This window comes from Sphingomonas sp. MJ1 (PH-R8) (assembly GCF_048058635.1).
In the GTDB taxonomy this organism is placed as follows: domain Bacteria; phylum Pseudomonadota; class Alphaproteobacteria; order Sphingomonadales; family Sphingomonadaceae; genus Sphingomonas.
In genome coordinates, this window is record NZ_JBBEFX010000017.1 from 1 (window position 1) to 19,681 (window position 19,681).

General features: G+C 68.5%; 13 protein-coding genes and 1 tRNA gene. 10 read left to right on the forward strand and 4 right to left on the reverse strand.

The features are described from left to right. Window positions 1-272 (forward strand): LysR substrate-binding domain-containing protein (locus VPH46_RS13280; RefSeq protein WP_416611926.1); only part of this gene is annotated, 272 nt, incomplete at its 5' end. 1 nt (window position 273) lies between these two features. On the opposite strand, the gene VPH46_RS13285 is transcribed toward VPH46_RS13280, so the two are convergent. Both VPH46_RS13285 and VPH46_RS13290 read right to left on the reverse strand, forming a co-directional pair. Beyond that, window positions 274-705 carry an Lrp/AsnC family transcriptional regulator gene (locus VPH46_RS13285; RefSeq protein ID WP_125959929.1) on the reverse strand — a complete coding sequence of 144 codons (432 nt, stop codon included), beginning with the start codon at window positions 703-705 and terminating at the stop codon, window positions 274-276. A gap of 2 nt (window positions 706-707) precedes the next feature. Continuing rightward, window positions 708-1,712 carry a cyanophycinase gene (locus VPH46_RS13290; RefSeq protein WP_416611929.1) on the reverse strand — a complete coding sequence of 335 codons (1,005 nt, stop codon included), beginning with the start codon at window positions 1,710-1,712 and terminating at the stop codon, window positions 708-710. 91 nt (window positions 1,713-1,803) lie between these two features. On the opposite strand from VPH46_RS13290, the gene VPH46_RS13295 reads away from it, so the two are divergent. The 5 genes from VPH46_RS13295 (at window position 1,804) to VPH46_RS13315 (ending at window position 14,838) form a co-directional block, all read left to right on the forward strand. Then, window positions 1,804-4,635 (forward strand): TonB-dependent receptor, encoded by a 2,832-nt coding sequence (locus tag VPH46_RS13295; RefSeq protein ID WP_416611931.1) that lies wholly within the window; start codon window positions 1,804-1,806, stop codon window positions 4,633-4,635. 5 nt (window positions 4,636-4,640) lie between these two features. Next, window positions 4,641-5,954: a M20/M25/M40 family metallo-hydrolase gene (locus tag VPH46_RS13300; protein WP_416612024.1), complete on the forward strand. Its 1,314-nt coding sequence runs from the start codon at window positions 4,641-4,643 to the stop codon at window positions 5,952-5,954. 316 nt (window positions 5,955-6,270) lie between these two features. After that, window positions 6,271-10,551: a beta strand repeat-containing protein gene (locus tag VPH46_RS13305; protein WP_416611933.1), complete on the forward strand. Its 4,281-nt coding sequence runs from the start codon at window positions 6,271-6,273 to the stop codon at window positions 10,549-10,551. A gap of 95 nt (window positions 10,552-10,646) precedes the next feature. Further along, window positions 10,647-11,765 (forward strand): TIGR03032 family protein, encoded by a 1,119-nt coding sequence (locus tag VPH46_RS13310; protein WP_416611934.1) that lies wholly within the window; start codon window positions 10,647-10,649, stop codon window positions 11,763-11,765. Window positions 11,766-11,949: 184 nt separating this feature from the next. Further along, window positions 11,950-14,838: a PAS domain S-box protein gene (locus tag VPH46_RS13315; RefSeq protein ID WP_416611935.1), complete on the forward strand. Its 2,889-nt coding sequence runs from the start codon at window positions 11,950-11,952 to the stop codon at window positions 14,836-14,838. Window positions 14,839-14,976: 138 nt separating this feature from the next. On the opposite strand, the gene VPH46_RS13320 is transcribed toward VPH46_RS13315, so the two are convergent. Further along, window positions 14,977-15,053, reverse strand: a tRNA-Pro gene (locus VPH46_RS13320). A gap of 144 nt (window positions 15,054-15,197) precedes the next feature. On the opposite strand from VPH46_RS13320, the gene yajC reads away from it, so the two are divergent. The 4 genes from yajC to VPH46_RS13340 are packed head-to-tail and all read left to right on the forward strand — an operon-like array spanning window position 15,198 to window position 18,472. Further along, window positions 15,198-15,539, forward strand: a complete 342-nt coding sequence (gene yajC, locus VPH46_RS13325; protein ID WP_416611936.1) for a preprotein translocase subunit YajC — start codon at window positions 15,198-15,200, stop codon at window positions 15,537-15,539. Beyond that, window positions 15,539-17,131: a protein translocase subunit SecD gene (secD, locus tag VPH46_RS13330; protein WP_125959926.1), complete on the forward strand. Its 1,593-nt coding sequence runs from the start codon at window positions 15,539-15,541 to the stop codon at window positions 17,129-17,131. The genes yajC and secD overlap by 1 nt, the downstream gene beginning before the upstream one ends. 10 nt (window positions 17,132-17,141) lie before the next feature. Then, on the forward strand, window positions 17,142-18,098 hold the full coding sequence (gene secF, locus VPH46_RS13335; protein ID WP_125959925.1) for a protein translocase subunit SecF: 957 nt from the start codon (window positions 17,142-17,144) through the stop codon (window positions 18,096-18,098). Continuing rightward, window positions 18,098-18,472, forward strand: a complete 375-nt coding sequence (locus tag VPH46_RS13340; protein ID WP_132883104.1) for an Mth938-like domain-containing protein — start codon at window positions 18,098-18,100, stop codon at window positions 18,470-18,472. Before secF ends, VPH46_RS13340 begins: the two co-directional genes overlap by 1 nt. Here the strand turns inward: VPH46_RS13340 and VPH46_RS13345 are convergent. After that, window positions 18,457-19,638 carry a glycosyltransferase gene (locus VPH46_RS13345; protein ID WP_416611939.1) on the reverse strand — a complete coding sequence of 394 codons (1,182 nt, stop codon included), beginning with the start codon at window positions 19,636-19,638 and terminating at the stop codon, window positions 18,457-18,459. The genes VPH46_RS13340 and VPH46_RS13345 overlap by 16 nt on opposite strands. Window positions 19,639-19,681 lie beyond the last annotated feature (43 nt).

Genomic DNA, 19,681 nt, shown 5'->3' on the forward strand with positions numbered 1-19,681 from the left:
GGGTGGAGGCGCCGCCGGTGTCTTCGGGGCCGAGCTTCGAGCATTTCCTGATGCTGGCGCAGGCGGCGGCGGCGGGGGCGGGGGCCGCGCTGGTGCCGAGCTTCCTGATCGGCCCGGAGCTGGAAAGCGGCAGCCTGGTGTGCCCGCTGTCGATCCCGCTCACCAGCGACGACGCCTATTATCTGGTGCGGCCGGACGGGGTGGAGAACCCGGCGCTGGAGCGGTTCTGCGACTGGATCGTGGAGGAGGCGCGGGGGGCTGGAGCGGCGTGAATCAACGCTGGAGCTTGGTGGCGAGGATGACGGAGGAGGTGGTGCGCTCGACGCCCTCCAACTCGCCGATGGCATCGAGCAGGTCGTTGAGGCGGTTAACGTGGGGCGCCTCGACAATCGCGATCAAGTCGTATTCGCCCGAGATCGCGTAGAGGCCGGCGACCTCCGGCATGGTGACGAGCCGGTCCTGGGTGGCGTGGGTGGCCTTGGGGAAGAGCTTGATCATGACATGGGCGCGGATCAGGCGGCGGTCGTAATCCTCGCCCAAGCGGACGGTGTAGCCGAGGATCGTGCCCTCCCGCTCCAGCCGCTCGATGCTGCTGTAGACGGCGGTGCGCGAGACCCCGAGCGCGGCCGCCAGTTCGGAGACGTTGCGCCGGGCGTCCTCGCGCAGGAGCGCGAGGAGCTGCGGGTCGATTTCCTCGGGCCGCATGGTCAGCGCGGGCCGGGTGCGTCGCGCAGCACGCCGCGCTCGACGCGGGCAATGCCGTCGAAGGCGGGCGCGGTGACGCGCAGCGTATCGAGGTCGAGCACGCTGTCGGGGCCGATGCCGGTCACGCGGACGCCCGTCCAGTCGAGGGGTTGGCCGGGCTGGAGCGTGGGTCGGGTGGTCGGCTGGACCAGCCAGCCATGGCCGCCGGGCGGCGACAGCAGGCGGGCGGTGCCGTCCGCCTCCACGCAGAGCGCGGCGCCCTCGTCCACGCCGAGGCCGACGGCCTTCGGGTCCTTCTGCCGCGCCTTGGCGACAAAGGCGAACAGGCGGCCGAGCCGGTCGCGGCGGGCGAAGTGGGTGTCGGTGACGACATGGGCGAGGCGCGGCATGTGGAGGAAGCCGGTCACCAGCGTGACGGCGGGGCCGGCGGGGTCGGCGAGCGCCTCGTTGCTGTCGATGCTGCCGCCATCCATCGCGCCATAGGCGGTGCCGCCCAGGATCGCGAGGCCGGCGCTGGTGCCGCCGATCGGGCGGCCCTTGCGGACATGGGCGTCGAGCGCGCGGGCGACGGGCGTGTCCTTCCAGAAGCGGACGTAGTTGGCCTGGTCGCCGCCGGCGATGAAGATGCCGTCGGCGCGCGCGAGGATGTCGAGCACGCGCGCATCGTTGGCGGCGACGCGGCTGCGGAAGACGAGCGTCTGGACCGAGGCGACTCCGCCGACCTGGTTGAAGATCTCCTCGCCGGCCTCACCCTCTCCCGAGGCGCGCAGCACGACGATGTGGCCGTGGCCGGCGCGCTCGGCGAACCAGCGGAAGGCGCGATAGTCCCAGTCGCCGCCTCCAACCAGCATCAGCGCCGGCGCGGTGGCCGCCGGCGTCTTCGCCGACCGGTCGCCGATCTCATAATAGCTGTAGCCGCCGGGTGCCGCCCAGGCGGACGCCGGCAGCAGCAGTGCCAGCAGCGCGAATGCGATCCGGGACCATGCCCTCCAAGCCCCGCTTTTCAATTCGTTCGCTCCCGCCGAACATATTGCATTTTTGTTGTTCCACTTTGACTGGTTCTGCTGCCAATATGTCTTCGGGAATACGGGGGGTCAAATGATGCGTACACGTAAGGGGATCGCGATCGCGCTCGCGGGGGCAAGCGCCTGGGCGCTGCCGGGGATGGCGTCGGCGCAGACGATGACGAGCGAGCAGAGCCTTCCGGCGGCGACCGACGACACGGCGCCCGAGGGCGAGGTGGTCGTGCTGGGATCGCGCATCCCGCGCGTGTCGGGCGACGGGCCGGCGCCGGTGACGACGATCACCGCCGAGGACATCCTGCGCAACGGCTACCAGAGCGTGCCCGACGTGCTGCGCGCGATCACCCAGAACGGCGGCGAGACCCAGAGCCAGCAGAGCGCGTCCGGCGCGGACTTCACGCCCGGCGCCCAGCAGGTGGACCTGCGCGGACTGGGGCCGAACCATACGCTGGTGCTGGTGAACGGCCGCCGCATCGCCGACTTCCCGCTGCCGTTCAACGGCAACAGCAACTTCACCGACATCTCGAACATCCCCGTGGGGCTGATCGAGCGGGTCGAGATCCTGAGCGGCAGCGCGTCGGCCATCTATGGTTCGGACGCGATCTCCGGCGTGGTGAACTTCCAGCTGAAATCCAAGCCGGACGGGACGCGGATCGACTATCGCTATGGCACCACCGAGCATGGCGGCGGGTCTTCGCACCGGCTGAGCGTGACCACCGGCTGGGAGACGGGGGGCTTCCACGGCGTGTTGGGGATCGAAGCGCTCGATCAGAAGCCGTTGTGGGCGTACGACCGCAAGATCCAGGATTCGACGCAGGACGACCCGACCGGGCCGCTCGCGCGCCGCACCTTCCTGCGCGCCGACGAATATCTCTACTACATCGATCCGGGCAAGGCGACGTGCGACCGGCTGTCGGGGCTGAACGGCGGCAGCACCTATTACGCCATGCGACCGGGCAGGGACACGATCGACGGCGACGGCTATTTTTGCGGCAGCGATACCTCGATCGGCTATGGCACGATCCAGTCCAAGCGCCGCTCGATCAGCGCCTATGGATCGATGGGCTATACGCTCAACGACGAAGCCGAGCTGTTCCTGGATTTCCAGGCGAGCTATTCCAAGCTCAGCCTGTTTCGAGACGTGCTCGACTGGTATTATGTGGCGCCGGACGGGAACGAGGAGGGCACCTTCTTCAACCCGAACCACCTGAGCCCCGACCAGACCTATAGCGGGCTGCAGCTGGACAATTGGACGCGGCAGTTCACGCCCGAGGAGATGGGCGGGCTGAACGCCGGCATGACGCGCAACCGCTCCACCACCTTCAACGTGACGCCGGGCATCAAGGGCCGGTTCGCCGACAACAAATGGGGCTATGAGTTCAGCGTCAACCACGCCGAATACCAGTCACGCGTGTCGTTCCCGCAGGTGGTGATCGACAAGGCCAATGCCTTCTTCCTAGGCGAGCAGGTGGGGGTCGATCCGGAGACGGGCTATGCCGAGTTCGATGCCGATCCGACGCGGCTCTACACGCCGCTGACGCCGGGCGAGTATCGCTCGATCACCGCAAACTCGATTTATCGGCCCAAGTCGTGGGTGACCAACGTCGCGACGACGGTGAACACCACCGAACTGTTCCGCCTGCCGGGCGGCGCCGCCGGCTTTGCGTTCACCGCGGAGGCGGGAAGCCAGGGCTATAACCTGCGCCCCGATCCGCTGGCGCTGACCCAATATTACGTCGGGTTGGTCGACTCCGATGGCCGCGGCAAGCGCAGCCACTGGGGCACGGGCGGCGAGCTGCGGCTGCCGGTGCTGTCGTTCGTGGAGCTCGACCTGGCTGGCCGCTACGACCATTATTCCTTTGCGGGCAACGGCTTCGGCAAGTTCACCTACAACCTGGGCGCGGTGGTGCGGCCGACGAGCACGCTGGTGCTGCGCAGCGCCTATGGCACCGGCTTCCGCGCGCCGGACCTCAACTATGTGTTCCGGGGCCCCGGCAACACCCACCCGTCGGCGACCGACTATTATCTGTGCCGGACGGACCCGGACCAGCCGGAGGAAATCTCCGACTGCGACTATGCCGACGAGGGCATCGTCTCCCACCGTTCGGGCAATCGCAACCTGAAGCCGGAGACCTCCAAGTCGCTCAACGCCGGTGTGATGTGGCAGCCGCGGCGCTGGTTCGACATGTCGGTCGACTATTTCCGGGTCGCGATGAAGAACCAGGTGCTCGACATGAGCATCGACAATCTGCTGCGCGACGAGGCGGACTGCCGGATCGGCCAGACTGCAGCCGGGTCGCCTGTGGACGGCAATTCACCCACCTGCCTCGACGCGCTGGCGCGGGTCGAGCGCTATTCGGACGGCGCGCTCGATGGGCAGCTGCAGGGCGTCTATATCAACCCGATCAACGTCGCGGAGGAGACCACCGACGGCATCGACGTGGCCGCGCACATCCGCGTGCCCACCGCACAGGCGGGCAATTTCTCGCTGCGGGTGAACTACACCTATGTGTTCAACCACACGATCCGCCAATATCCGGGCGATCCGAAGATCAGCAAGCTCGACTATGACAGCGACTATGACATCCCGCGCGACAAGGGCACGGCGAGCCTGACCTGGGATCTCGAGCGCTTCTCGACGACGCTGACCGGCCAGCGGCTGGGCAAGCTCCCCAACTACGACCAGGACGCGTACATCAAGGCGAGCTACCTGTTCAATCTGTCGGCGCAGTACAGCTTCACCGACCGGCTGCGCCTGTCGGGCACGATCAACAACCTGTTCGACCAGGATCCGATCAAGGACCCGACCTATGGCGCCTATCCGTACTACGACATTTCGTGGTTCGATTCAGTGGGCCGCAGCTTCTATGCGCAGCTGACTTACAAGATGGGGGGTGCGAAGCTGTGATGCGGATGCGGGCGATGGCGCTTGGCGGCGCGCTGTTTCTGGCCGCGTCGGCGCCGGCGCTCGCCGAGGGGCTGTCGCGTGCCGAGACGGTGATGGGGCAGACGGTCGACGCCGAATATGAGCGTTCGGTGGCGCTGCTCGGCCGGCTGGTGGACCAGAACAGCGGCACGCTGAACCTGGAAGGGGTGACCAAGGTGGGCGCGATGATGCGCGCCGAGCTGGAGCCGCTGGGCTTCACCGTCCAGTGGAAACCGATGGCGGCGGTGCAGCGCGCCGGCCATCTGGTGGCGGTGCATGCCGGCAAGCCGGGCGGCAAGCGCATCCTGCTCATCGGCCACCTGGACACCGTGTTCGAGCCGAGCTCGCCCTTCCAGAAGTTCGTGCGCAAGGGCGACAAGGCCGAGGGGCCGGGCGCGGGCGACGACAAGGGCGGCATGGTCGTGATCGTGGCGGCGCTGCGCGCGATGCAGGCGGCGGGCACGCTGAAGGACGCCAATATCGAGATCGTGCTGACGGGCGACGAGGAGGATGCCGGGAGCCCGCACCGCATTTCCCGCGCGGACCTGATCGCGGCCGGCAAGCGCGCCGACGTGGCGCTCGACTTCGAGGGGCTGGTGACGGAGGACGGCCGCGACATGGGCTCGATCGCCCGGCGTTCGGTTACCGACTGGCGGATCACGGCGACGGGCAAGACCGGCCATTCCTCGCTGATCTTCACGCCCGAGCTGGGCGACGGGGCGGTCCACGAGCTGGTGCGCATCCTGGCGACGTTCCGTGCGGAGCTGCCGGAGCCGAACCTGACCTTCAACCCCGGCGTGATCGCCGGCGGCGCGACCGCGAGCATCGACGAGAGCGGCAATGCGGCGGCCGCGGGCAAGACCAACATCATCGCCCGGACGGCAGTCGCGACCGGCGACTTCCGCACGCTGAGCGAGGAGCAGACGGCGCGGGTGCGCGGGAAGATGGAGGCGATCGTCGCCGCCCATGCGCCCGGCACCGAGGCCAGGATCGAGTTCGGCGAGGGCTATCCGGCAATGGCCCCGACGGCAGGCAACACGGCGCTGCTGGCGGCGCTCAATGCGGTCAACCGCGACCTGAAGCTGCCGGAGATGCCGCCGCTCGATCCGCTCAAGCGCGGGGCGGGCGACATCTCGTTCGTGGCGAACGACGTCGACAGCCTGGCGGGGCTGGGCACGGATAGCAGCGGCGACCATGCGCCCGGCGAGACGGTCGACCTGGCGAGCATCCGCCGCCAGGCCAAGCGCGCGGCGATCCTGATCTCCCGGCTGGCGAACGGACGGGAGGGGTCCGGACGCTAGCCCAGCGGAGGCGAATCGCGTGGCCGGGGGGATGTGGCTGCACGGCCGCAGGGGAACGGCCACGCGATTCGTACCGCCGGCCGAGGAATTGCCGCTTGTGGCGCGGGGCTAACGGGCGCGCCGAGCGCGCCCGGAACCAATGCATCTGCTCGGCCGATGCCTGCGGACTCGCGAACGGGCAGCAAGCTCTTCGCTAGTATCCGGTTCAGCTCAAGCTTTTCCAAAACTTTGCGAATATTTGAAGACTGCGCTTTCGCTGCGTTGACGCATGTAGATCCGTCGTTAAACCATCCATAACGGATCAAAAGGGGCAAATATGAAGATGCTGTCGCAGCGGAGCGGATCCAAGATCGCGCGTTTGCTCACGAGCACCGCGATCGTGAGTGCTGCGGCGGGCGCGCTTGTCGCCGTCCCTGCCTTCGCGGAAGGCGAATGTGGCGTGGCGACGCAGGGCAGCGTGACCTGCTCTGCGGCAGACAACCCCTATCCGAACGGCATCACCTACCTGTCCCCCGCCGTCGATCCGGCGGCCGATCCCGGCCTGGACCCAACGGTTCCGGTCTATGACCTGACGGTCAACCTGGGCGAGGGTGTCGCGATCGAGAGCGGCGCGAACCCCGGGGTCGCCATCATCGGGTTCAACGAGGGTGCCGCGACGCTCAACGCCTTTGGCGACACCAGCATCGCCGTTTCCGGCACCGGCGCTATCGGGGTGATCGGCAGCACCAACTATGGCGACCTGACGATCAACACCGACAGCATCGTCGCGGACGGGCGCGCCTCCCAGGGCATCAACGCGGTCAGCAACGCCGGCGACATCACGATCGATGCCGGCTCGATCACGACGACGGGCAACAGCTCGGTCGGCATCAGCGCCAATGGCTATACGGGCGACATCCGGATCGCGGCCGACACGGTCACCGCGGCGGGCTATTATGTCGGCGGCATCTATGCCTATGCCGGCAACGGCGACGTCACGATCGACGCGGGCACCGTCGCCACCACCGGCGGCAGCTTCTACGATTACGGCTCGGATGCGATCACCGTTCGCGCCGGCGCCGGCTCCGTCACGATCGATGCCGAGACAGTGTCGACGCAGGCGGACTACTCCGATGGCATTCGCGCCGTCTCGTTCGGCCCGGACGCCGTCGTCAACGTCACCGCCGGCAGCATCACGACGAACGGCTATGGTGCCGTCGGTGCGGTGGTGCAGGGCAGCACGGCGCAGCTGACCGTCGGCGACATCACGACCACTGGCGATGGCGCCTATGGCGCGGTGATGTTCGGCACCGGGCCGGGTGGCGCCACCTTCGTCTCCGACGGATCGATCGAGACTAGCGGTGCGGACGCGAACGGCGTGTTCGTGAAGGCCTATGGCGGCGATGCGGCCATAACCGTCAACGATGTTTCCACCACCGGTGACTCCGCGCCGGCGATCTATGCCTATGGCACCAACGTCGACATCACCGTGAATGGGGACGTCTCGACCAGCGGAGCGACTTCCAATGGTGTGACGGCCGTTGCGATCGGCGGAGACCTCGTCGTCGCCAACAATGGTTCGATCGCCACGACGGGGGCGGGAAGCGCGGGCATGGCGCTTGCGGCGCTGGGCGACGTGACGGTCACAGGAGCGGGATCCGTCTTGGCCAGTGCGACGGGCATCGACGCCTACAGCGCCGCCGGAAACATCGACATCACCCAGGGTGCGATCTCGACGAGCGAGGCGGGTGCCGATGGCGTCCATGCGGAGACGGCGAACTACTATGGCACCGCCGGCAACATCACCGTCGATGTGGGCTCAGTCGAGACCGCGGGAGACTTTGCCGACGGGATCGATGCGACCGCGTTGAACGGCGGCGCCATCGACATCACGCATGGAGCGGTCTCGACCAGCGGCGAGCAAGCGTTCGGCGTAGTCGCGGTCGGGCTGGAGGATGTCAGCATCACCGGCGAGTCGGTGACGACGAGCGGCTACAACGCGGCGGGTGCCTATGCCGTCAGCATCGGCGGCGACGTCACCGTGGCCCAGGGCACGGTGCGCACCGCCGGCGACTATGCGCCGGGCGTCGTGGGTGCATCCTATTTCGGCAACGTGACGATCTCGGCCGACAGCGTCACGACGACGGGCTATTCGTCCAACGGCGTGCTCGGCGTGGCGCTCTATGGCGGCGATACCAACATCACCGTGGGCGATGTCAGCACCAGCGGCGACAGCTCGTTCGGCGTCAACGCGCAGGCGTACAACGCCGCTGCCGTGACCGTCACCGGCACCGTCACCACCAGCGGCTACGCGTCCGACGGCGTCAACGTGTATGCGATCGGCGCGATCACGGACGAGGACAACGGCGCGACCGTCATCAACAACGGCGCGGTGGTGACCAGCGGGGCGGAATCCGACGGCATCCATGTCGAGGCCTTCTACGGCGACGTGTCGATCGGAGGCACGGGCTCGGTCACGACGACCGGGGACTTTTCGACCGGCATCTTTGCGCGCAGCCAATATGGCGCGATCGACATTGCCAGCGCTTCCGTCGCCTCCACCGGGGTCGGCATCGATGCCTATGCATCGGGCGGGGTGACCGTCGATGCAGGAACGGTCCGGACGACGGGCGACGGCTCGGTCGCGATCGCGGCGGGCGGGTTCAACAGCGTTGCGGTGACCGCGGACGCGGTATCGACCCGCGGCACGAACGCGACCGGCATCAGCGCGGCGAGCTTCGGCGGCGATGTCACGGTGGACGTGGGATCGGTGCGGGTCTCGGGTACGGACTCGCGTGCGATCCGCGCCCTGGGCTTCGGCGGCGGCGCGGACGTGACGGTCGGCGGGGCGGTGCGTTCGACCAGCGGCACCGCGATCGAGATGATCGCGGGCGGTGCGGGCGGCGGCGGGGGCGACCCGATGGGGGACCCGGCGCGCGATGGCCTGGCGCGGCTGACGATCGCGGCCGGCGGCTCGGTCCAGGGCGGTACGAACGCCGTCACCGTCACGTCGCTGAACGGGACGACCGTCACCAACAACGGCACGATCACGGGCGGCAGCGGCTATGCGATCCAGGCGTCCGGCGGCGCGGCGACGATCGCGAACAACGGAGCCCTGACCGGCCGGCTGCAACTGACGGACAATGCCGACCGGCTGGCCAACGCCGGCATCCTTACCCTGACCGGCGACAGCGATTTCGGGGCCGGGGCCGACGTGCTGAACAACAGCGGCATGATCCGGCTGCGGACGGCCGCCGTTGGGGCGCAGACGGTGGCGATCACCAACCTGGAGACGCTGTCGAACAGCGGCCTCATCGACCTGCGCAACGGCCGGACGGGCGATGTCCTGACGCTCGCCGGCACCGCCTATACCGGCACCGGCGACGCGACCCTGGGGCTCGACCTCCGCTTCGGGACCACGACCGCCGCCGTCGACCGGCTCGTGGTGGGGAGTGCGGGCGGCTCCACCTTGGTCACCCTGCAGGCGAGCGATGGCCCGGCGATCCTGATCCCGGCGACCACCATCGTTCAGACCTCCGCCGCCTCGTCGGCGACGGCCTTCACGCTGGACCCGGCATCGCGGGACATCGGCCTCATCCAGTACGGCATCACCTATGATCCGACGGCGCTGGCGTATCGCCTCGTCAGCGCACCCAGTGCTACGGTGTACCGCCAGGCCAAGCTGGGCGAGGGGCTCGCCTCGGTGTGGAACCGGTCCGGGGACGCGGTGACCGCCCATCTGGCGGCAGGCCGGGATGCGGGCTGGGGCAGCCCTGCCACCGACACGACCGGCCGGCTGTGGCTGCAGATGTTCGGCGAGGTCAACAAGCGCAAGGAAACGCGCGACTTCGCCTTTAACGGCCTGGTGCAGGATGACGTGAACCTGGGCTATCGCCAGGATGCGTTCGGTGGCCAGATCGGCTTCGATATCGGCGGCGGTTCCAGCGAGAATGGCGGCGCCGTGTTCGGCGTCTCGACCGGCTATCTCTCGTCCGCGATGAACTTCGCCGGCTCGGGCGACCGGTTCGACATCGATACGCTGAACGGCGCCATCTATGGCGCGTTCCAGGCGGGCGGCCTCTTCATCAACGGCCTGGCGAAATACGACCGCTCGTGGATCGAGGCGCGCGGCAACCTCGCCAACTTCAACGTGAAGACCAAGGCGAATACCTGGGGCGGCAAGCTGGAGGCGGGTGCCCGCCTGGGCTCCGACACCTTCTTTGCCGAGCCCGCCGTGAGCATCGCGTACACCAAGAGCGACATCGACAGCTATGGCACGCTGGGCGGCCGCTTCGACTTCGACGACTTCGAGGGCCTGCGTGGCAAGGCAGGGGTGAAGATCGGGGGGGCGACCGACATCGGCGAGTCTTCCAAGCTGGTGTTCTACGCTGGCGGCGCCGCGGTGCACGAGTTCAAGGGCGACGACGGCCTGCGGTTCACGAGCGGCGCACAGACGCTCGTACTGGGGAGCGACGCCCTCGGCACCTATGGCCAGGGCACGCTGGGCTTCAACATCATGACCGCGAGCGGCGTCACCGGCTTCCTGGAAGCGCATGGCGAATATGGCGACGGCTATCAGGGCGGCGGCGGCCGTGCCGGTATCCGGATCAAGTTCTGATCGGTACGACACCCTGAGATACCAACCCGAGGCGCGGGCTCGCGGCATTGGCTGCGAGCCCGATCGCCCCGTCGTCCCATCAAGAGGCCCGGATCATGAGTAACGCGCCCGCACCCATGGCCGCGGCAAGCAACGGACCGTCGCCGGCGACGCCGGGTGCGCCCAAGCAGACGAACACCAACTTGACGGTGTCGCGCGGGCTGTCCGACTGGCTGCGCGCCAACCGCACGAGCATCGCCTTCACCTCCTACCAGACGGGGCAGTTGTTCCTGGTCGGCGTGACCCCGGGGGGTACGGTCTCGTTCAACCAGCAGAACTTCTCGCGCGCGATGGGGGTCTGCTACCAGCCCGGCAGGCTGTACCTCGGCACGTCCCACCAGATCTGGCGGCTCGAGAACATGCTCCGGCCCGGCGAGACGGCGAACCAGCATTTCGACATGGCGCTGATCCCGCGCAACGCGCAGACGACCGGCGACGTCGATGTGCACGAGGTCGGCACGGACGCGGCCGGGCGCGTGATCTTCGTCAACACGAAGTACAGCTGCCTGGCGACGCTGGACCTGAACCACAGCTTCCGCCCGATCTGGAAGCCGGACTTCATCTCGAAGCTCGCGCCTGAGGACCGTTGCCATCTGAACGGAATGGCGATGGACGGCGGCGCGCCGCGCTATGTGACGGCGGTCAGCCGCAGCGACAGCCTGACGGGCTGGCGCGAGCGCCGCCACGAAGGCGGCGTGCTGATCGAGGTCGCGACCGACCGCATCGTCACCGACCAGCTGTCGATGCCGCATAGCCCCAGGGTTCACGGCGATCATGTGCTGGCCCTGGATTCGGGCCGCGGGCACCTCATCCGCATCGACCCGGCGAGCGGCGAGCGGGCCGACATCGCCTTCTGCCCGGGCTTCCTGCGGGGCATGTCGCTCCACAACGGCCATGCGCTGGTGACCGTGTCGAAGCCACGCAACGGCACCTTCGCCGGCCTCGCGCTCGATACTGCGCTGGTGAGCCGCGATGCCGAGGCGTGGTGCGGTGTGCTGATCGTCAACCTCGCCTCCGGCGACATCGTCGAATGGATCAAGCTGGACGGCTTCATCACCGAGTTGTTCGACGTGGCGGTGATGCCCGGCGTCGTGTGTCCGATGTCGATCGGACCCGATACGCCGGAGATGCGCTCCACGATCAGTTTCGACCGGGAGATTTCCCCGCTGTCGTGAGTTTGCGTCAGCCGTGGCGTTCCTCCCCAACGTCCTGCCGCTCAGCAGCCGTGCGGCAGCGCAGAGCTGTATCGTCCCAGGTCAGGAAGGGGGGGGCATTCGCGTCCCGCGACTGGCACGCGACCGTGGCGGGACGGCCGTCGTCGGTGCTAAAGGCGCGATCAATACCTGAGCATGGAAGACGATGACGGATCTCTCTGGACGCGAGGGGCAGCGGCTGGCTGCGCTTGCACAATATAAGATCGTGGACACGCCCCCCGAGGAGGCGTTCGACGAGATCGCCGAACTGGCCGCCGCGATCTGCGAGGCGCCGATCGCGATCGTGAACCTGATCGCGGACGGCCGCCAGTTCTTCAAGGCCGAGGTCGGTCTGGGCGTGCGGGAGATGCCGCTAGACACATCCTTCAGTGCCCAGGCGATCCTGGAGGAGGATTTCCTTCTGGTTCCCGACGCGGCCGCGGACCCGCGCTTTGCCTGCAATCCGCTGGTCACGGGAGCGCCGCACCTGCGCTTCTATGCAGGGGCGATCCTGAAGTCGGCCGAAGGGCTGCCGATCGGAACCCTGTCCGTGCTCGACGTCCGCCCCCGGACCCTCACCGGGGTGCAGGAGCGCGCGATCCGCGTTCTCGCCCGCCAGGTCATGGTGCAGCTGGAGCAACGGCTTGCCACCGAGCGCGCAGCCGCGTCCGAGGCGCGCCGGGCAGCGATCGTGGACAGCGCCCAGGATTTCGCGATCATCGCCACGGACCTCGACGGCACGATCGTGGAGTGGAGCTACGGCGCCGAGCGTGTGCTCGGCTGGTCGGAACGCGAGGCGGTGGGGCAGAGCGCATCGCTGTTCTTCATCGAGGAGGATCGCGCAGCCGGGGTGCCGGCGCGCGAGATGCAATGTGCGCTGGAGGAAGGCCGGGCGATCGACGAGCGCTGGCATGTGCGAAAGGGCGGCGCACGATTCTGGGCGAGCGGCGAGCTGTCTCCGCTGCGCGATCGGGCCGGGCAGCATGTCGGCTTCGTGAAGATCCTGCGGGATCGCACCGAGGAGCACCTCGCCGGTATTGCCCTGCGCCAGGCGCAGGAGCGGTTCCAGACGATCTTCGACACGGTGGAGGCCGCGTTCGCCATCGTCCAGGTCAAGTTCGACGAGAATGACGAGCCGATCAACTATCGCTTTGTCGAGGCGAATCCCGCCTTCGCGCGCCAGTCCGGCGTGGACCTGCGCGGCAAGTGGGTGACCGAATATGCGCCCGACCTGGAGCCGTTCTGGTTCCAGATCTACGGGCATGTGGCCAAGACCGGCGAGCCGACGAACTTCGAAAATTATGCCGAGGCGTTCCAGCGCTGGTTCGACGTGCGCGCCGTGCGGGTCGGCGACCCTGCCGACCGGCAGATCGCGATCATCTTCAACGATGTGACCGCCCGGCGGGAGGCGGAGGAGCGCCTGCGGATCAGCGAGGCGAGTGCGCGGGAGAATGCGGAGCGCGTGCAGCTCGCGCTGGAGGCCGGCGCCATCATCGGCACCTGGCACTGGGATCTGCCGAGCGACCAGTTCACCGTCGACGACGCGTTCGCGCGCACCTTCGGCCTGGACCCGGCGCTCGGCCGCAAGGGCATCCCGCTGGCGCAGATCACGGCCACGGTTCACCCGGACGACCGGCGGGGCCTGGAGGAGGCGATCGGCGAGGTGATCGCACGCGGCGGTCCCTATGCCCACCAGTATCGCGTGCGACGGTGCGACGGCCGCTATTATTGGATCGAGGCGAACGGACGGGTGGAGCACGGGCCCGACGGGACGCCGCTGAGCTTTCCCGGCGTCCTGATCGACGTCCAGGAGCGGCGCACGATCGAGGCGGAGCGCGACCGTGCGCTTGCGGACCTGCGTGCGCTCAACGAGACGCTGGAGCAGCGGGTCGCGCAGCGGACGGCGGACCTGGTGGAGGCCGAGGACGCCTTGCGCCAGTCGCAGAAGGTCGAGGCGATCGGGCAGCTTACCGGCGGGGTCGCGCACGATTTCAACAACCTGCTGACCGTCATTCGCGGGTCGGTCGACCTGCTGCGTCGGCCCGGCCTCTCCGACGATCGGCGCCAGCGCTACATCGACGCGATCTCCGACACCGCGGACCGCGCGACCAAGCTCACCAACCAGCTGCTGGCGTTCGCGCGCCGCCAGTCGCTGAAGCCCGAGGTCTTTGACGTTTCCGAAAGCGTGCGGACCGTCAGCGACATGGTGCGGACGCTGACGGGATCGCGGGTGAAGGTGTCGCTGAGGCTGCCGTCCGAACCCTGCTACATCGACGCGGACCGCAGCCAGTTCGACACCGCGATCGTCAACATGGCCGTCAACGCGCGCGACGCGATGAAGGGCGAGGGCGAGCTGATCCTGTCGGTTTGCACCACGTCCGAGATGCCGGCCATCCGGGCACATCCTGCGACGCCGGGGGAGTTCGTGGCCGTCTCGCTGACCGACAGCGGGCCCGGCATCCCGGCCGACAACATCGACCGCATCTTCGAGCCGTTCTTCACCACCAAGGGGGTGGGCGAGGGAACTGGCCTTGGGCTGAGCCAGGTTTTCGGATTCACCAAGCAGTCCGGCGGCGGCATCATCGTCACGAGCGAAGAAGGGGAGGGGGCGACCTTCACCCTGTATCTGCCGCGGGTCGAAGGAACGGCGGGCGTCCCGGCCGCAGCCGGCGACAATTCCCTGCCGCTCGGCGAGGGTGCCTGTGTGCTGGTGGTCGAGGACAATGCCGAAGTCGGCATGTTCGCGACCCAGGCGCTGGCGGAGCTCGGCTATGAGACGGTGTGGGCGATGGACGGGCGCAAGGCGCTGGCGGAACTGGCAGCCGAGGCCGGCCGCTTCGACGTCGTCTTCTCCGACGTGATGATGCCGGGCATGTCCGGCATCGAGCTTGGCCAGGAGATCGCCCGCCTCTACCCCGCGCTGCCGGTCGTGCTCACCAGCGGATACAGCGAGGTGCTGGCGCAGAACGGAACCCACGGCTTCGAACTCGTGCACAAGCCCTATTCGATCGATACGCTGTCGCGGGCCCTGCAAAAGGTTTCCCGGCGACGCTGAGGGGAGCGTCGCCGCGCCCGCCGGCAGCGGGCCGGCGCGCTTCGGTGGATCGTCGATGTGCTGTAGAGTCGCGGTCGCGGGGTGGAGCGGGATGGCCGCCGGCGGTGGGGAGAGACTCGACCCGCCGCTTGATCTTGTTGGTCGGGGCGACAGGATTCGAACCTGCGACCCCCACACCCCCAGTGTGATGCGCTACCAGGCTGCGCTACGCCCCGACCGAGCGCTGCCCTCTATGCGCGTCGCGCGCCGCTTGCAAGCGCTAAGGACGGCCGGTTGCCACGGAGGCACGCGCATGATAGCGCGCGCCCCTTGAACGGCCCGGCGTCCGCGGCCTTTTTTCATCAGGTTTCCAAGCACCCATGCTCGTTCCCAAAGCTTTTGCCCAGTCCGCCGGATCGGCCGCCCAGGGCGGTGCCCTGGCGTCGTTCGTATCGATCGCGCCGCTGATCCTGATCTTCGTGGTCTTCTACTTCCTGATGATTCGCCCGCAGCAGAAGCGGATGAAGACGCTGCAGACGGCGATCGCGAACGTGAAGAAGGGCGACCAGGTCGTGACGGCCGGCGGCCTGCTGGGTCGCGTCACCCGCGTCGAGGACGCGGTGGTCGAGGTCGAGATCGCGCCCAACACCCGCGTGCGCGTCGTCAAGGCGACCATCGCCGAGGTTACGGCGCCGACCGGCGCCAAGCCCGCGAACGACTGATGCTCGACTTCCCGCGCTGGAAGGTCCGGGCCATCTGGCTCGGGGTCCTCATCATGGTGCTGCTCGCGGTGCCGAGCCTGCTGCCGGAGCGCACCCGCGCCCAGCTGCCGGGCTGGGTGCCGACGCCGACGATCAACCTGGGTCTCGACCTGGCCGGCGGCAGCTACATCCTGCTGGAGGCCAAGACCTCCGACGTCGCGACCACGCGGCTGGAGCAGATGCGGGAACAGGTTTCGACCGAGATGCGGCGCGCCCCGCGCGTCCAGATCGGCGACATCTCCACGCGCGGCGGGCGCCTGTCGTTCATGGTGCGCGACGTGGCGCAGGTGGACGCGGCGCGCGAGAAGCTGCTGTCGATCACCGGCGGCGGCGCGGGGCTGACGGGCCAGCGCGAGTGGGACATCGAGGTGGTCGACCAGACCCGCTTCGTGCTGACGCAGACCGACGCGGGGCTCACCCAGGCCGTCGACCGGGCGATGGACGATGCGACCGACGTGGTCCGCCGCCGCATCGACGAGCTCGGCACGCGCGAGCCGACGATCATCCGCCAGGGTTCGAACCGCATCGTCGTGCAGGTGCCCGGCCTGGACGATCCCAAGGCGCTGAAGGACCTGCTGGGCAAGACCGCGCGGCTGGAGTTCAAGCTGGTCGACACCACCGCCGATCCGGCGGCGGTGCTGCGCGGTGACGCGCCGGTCGGCAGCCAGATCCTGCGCTATCAGGGCACTGGCCAGCCGATCGCGGTCAAGCGCAACACGATCATCTCGGGCGACCAGCTCGCCGATGCGCGCCAGTCCTATGACCAGAACGGCCAGCCCAACGTCGACATCACCTTCGACAGCGTGGGCGGCCGGCGCTTCGCGACCGTCACCCGCGAGAACGTGAACAAGCCGTTCGCGATCATCGTCGACAACCAGGTGATCTCGGCGCCCAACATCAACGAGCCAATCCTGGGCGGCCGCGCCTCCATCGCCGGCGGCTTCACCGTCGACGGCGCCAACCAGCTCGCGATCGCGCTGCGCTCGGGCAAGCTGCCGGTCGACCTGACGGTGGTGCAGGAAAGCACGGTCAGCCCGGAACTGGGCGACGACTCGATCCGCGCCGGCATCCTCGCCTCGGTGATCGCGGCGGTCGCCGTGATCGCGTTCATGATCCTGACCTACGGCCGGTTCGGTATCTATGCGACCACCGCGGTCGTCATCAACGTGCTGGTGATCCTGGCCGTGATGGGCATGCTGAACGCGACGCTGACGCTGCCGGGCATCGCCGGCTTCGTGCTGACCATCGGTACCGCGGTGGACGCCAACGTGCTGATCAACGAGCGCATCCGCGAAGAGCGGCGGCGTGGCCGGAGCGTGATCCAGTCGCTGGAGCTCGGCTACAAGGAAGCGAGCCGCACCATCTTTGAGGCGAACGTGACGCACGCGATCGCGGGCCTCATCATGCTGCTGCTGGGCTCGGGCCCGATCCGCGGCTTTGCCGTGGTGCTGCTGCTCGGCATCGCGACCTCGGTGTTCACCGCCGTCACCTTCACGCGCATGCTCGTGTCGGGTTGGGTTCGCAAGAACCGGCCGACCGAGATCCACATCTAGGACGCCCCCCATGCGCCTTTTGAAAATCGTCCCCGACAACACGAACATCCAGTTCGTCCGCATCCGCCACATCGCCTTTGCGATCACGGCGCTGCTGACGATCGCGGCGGTCGGGCTGGTGTTCGCGCGCGGCCTGAACTTCGGCGTCGACTTCGTCGGCGGCGTCGCGATCGAAGAGAAGTTCGTCACCGTGCCGCCGCTCGACCAGGTGCGCAGCGCAGTGGACGAGCTGGGCGTCGGCGAGGCTGCGCTCCAGCAGCTGGGCAGCGATGCGAACAGCATCTCGATCCGCCTGCCGCTGGCGGACGATGCGCCCCCGGGTGCTGCCGACGCGGTGGTGGAGAAGGTGAAGGCGGGGCTGGCGGCCAAGTTCCCCGGCGCGACCTTTTCCAACTACACCACGGTTTCGGGCAAGGTTTCGGACGAGCTGATCCGCAACGGCGTGCTCGCCGTGCTGCTGGCGGTGGCCGGCATCGCGGTGTTCAGCTGGTTCCGCTACGAATGGCAGTTCGGCGTCTCGACCGCGGTCGCGATCCTGCACGACGTGCTGATGACTTTGGGCTTCTTTGCGCTGACCCAGATGCCGTTCGACCTCAACATCGTCGCCGCGGTGCTGACCATCATCGGCTATTCGATCAACGACAAGATGGTGATCGACGACCGTATCCGCGAGAACATGCGCAAGTTCCGCAAGATGGACATGCCGCAGCTGATCGACCTTTCGGTCAACGAGACGCTGCCGCGCACGGTGATGACCTCGCTGACGATTCTGCTGGCGCTCGGCTCGCTCCTGATCTTCGGCGGCCATGTGCTGCGCGGCTTCACCTCGGCGATGATCCTGGGCGTGATCGTGGGTACCTATTCGTCGATCTACGTTTCGTCGTCGCTGCTGATCACGCTGAAGCTGAAGGCAGGCACGAAGGTGGGTTCGTCCGAGCCGACCGCCGCCGAGCGCGCGCAGCCCTGATGCGACTCGACAAGGCAGGCGGGGCCGAGGGGCCGCTGATCTCCGGGATCGTCGGCCGCGGCTTTCGCGTGGACGACGGAGTCTACGAGGGCCTGCTGATTACCCCGGAGCGGGCCGACGGCTGGACGCCGCCTGCGCTGGCGGAACTGACCCTCGAGGCGCTGGCCCCGGTGCTGGCGCTCGATCCGCTGCCGGAGTTCCTCATCCTGGGCACCGGCAGCCGGATGCTGCGCCCGTCTCCGGCGCTGGTGGCGGCGCTCGAAGCCAAGGGCGTCGGCGTCGAGCCGATGGACAGCCGGGCGGCGGCGCGCGCCTGGGGCGTGCTGCGCGCCGAGCTGCGCTGGATCGCGGCGGCGCTCTACCCGCTCGACTGAGCGCGAGTCTCCGCCACCAACGCTTGCAGGTGCGCGTAGAGCGCGTCGCGGTTTGATTCCCAGCTGAAGCGGGCGGCGGTCGCCTGGACGGCATCGGCCGCGGGCGGGTTCGCGAGCAACGCAGCGATCGCTTCGGCGAAGGCGGCGGGGGTGCGGGCGACGATGCGGCCGGCCGCGGGACTCGTCACGACTTCGCGCGCGCCGCCGGCATCGGGGATGACGACCGGCGTGCCGCTGGCGAGCGCCTCCACCCAGGCATTGGCGAGCCCTTCCGAGCTGGAGGCGAGGGGCATCACGTCGGCGGCGGCGAGGACCGTCGCCATCTTCTCATGCGGAACGGCGCCAAGCAGGCGGATGCGGCCACCCGCGCCGCTGGCGGAGATCTGTGCCTCAAGTCGTGAGCGCTCCGGGCCTTCGCCGACGATACACAGCGTGACGCCGGGCAGGCTGGCGACGGCGTCGGCAACGATCGCGTGGCCTTTGCGCGGGATCAGCGCGCCGAGCGAGACCACCAGCGGCCCGGTGACGCCGAGCTGCGCCTTTGCGGCGGCGCGGGTGAGGGTGCCGAAGCGGCTGCGATCGATCCCGGTCGAATGGACCGTGGGGCGCGGCATTCCCAGCGCGACCATGTCGTTCGCCATCGCCTGCGACACTGCGAGCAGCCCGTCGGCGCAGCGGCCGGCGGCCTGGACCTGGGCGGCCGTGGCCGGGGCGGTGCCCCAATGGTGGATATCGGCGCCGCGCGCCTTGATCGAGACGGGCACGCCGAAGCGACGGCCGAGCGCGACCGCGGCCGGACCATCGGGGAAGAAGAACTCCGCGTCGATGACCTCGAAGGGAAAGTCGCGGCGGATGCGGGTGAGTAGGGGCGTGAGGCTGCGTGCGAGCAGGGGCGCGTGCCAGCGGCCGGCGGTGCCGGGCAGGTTGGGGAAGCGGGGACGATTCACCTCCAGCCCCTTCCACTGCTCCTGGCGGGGGAGGCCGGCGAGCGATCCGTAGCGGGCGAGGCGGGAAAGGGGGAAGGGCGGCAGGCCGACCGGCGCGACCACGCGCAGGTCCACGTCCGGACGCGCGGCGAGGCCCAGCGTCTGCTTCTCGACGAACACGCCGAAGTTGGGGCGGCTCGCGTCCGGGAACAGGGTGGAGAGGGTCAGCACGCGCAGCATTGCCGGTGGCTAGCGGCTCTGGTCCCGCCCGTCACTAGCGCGG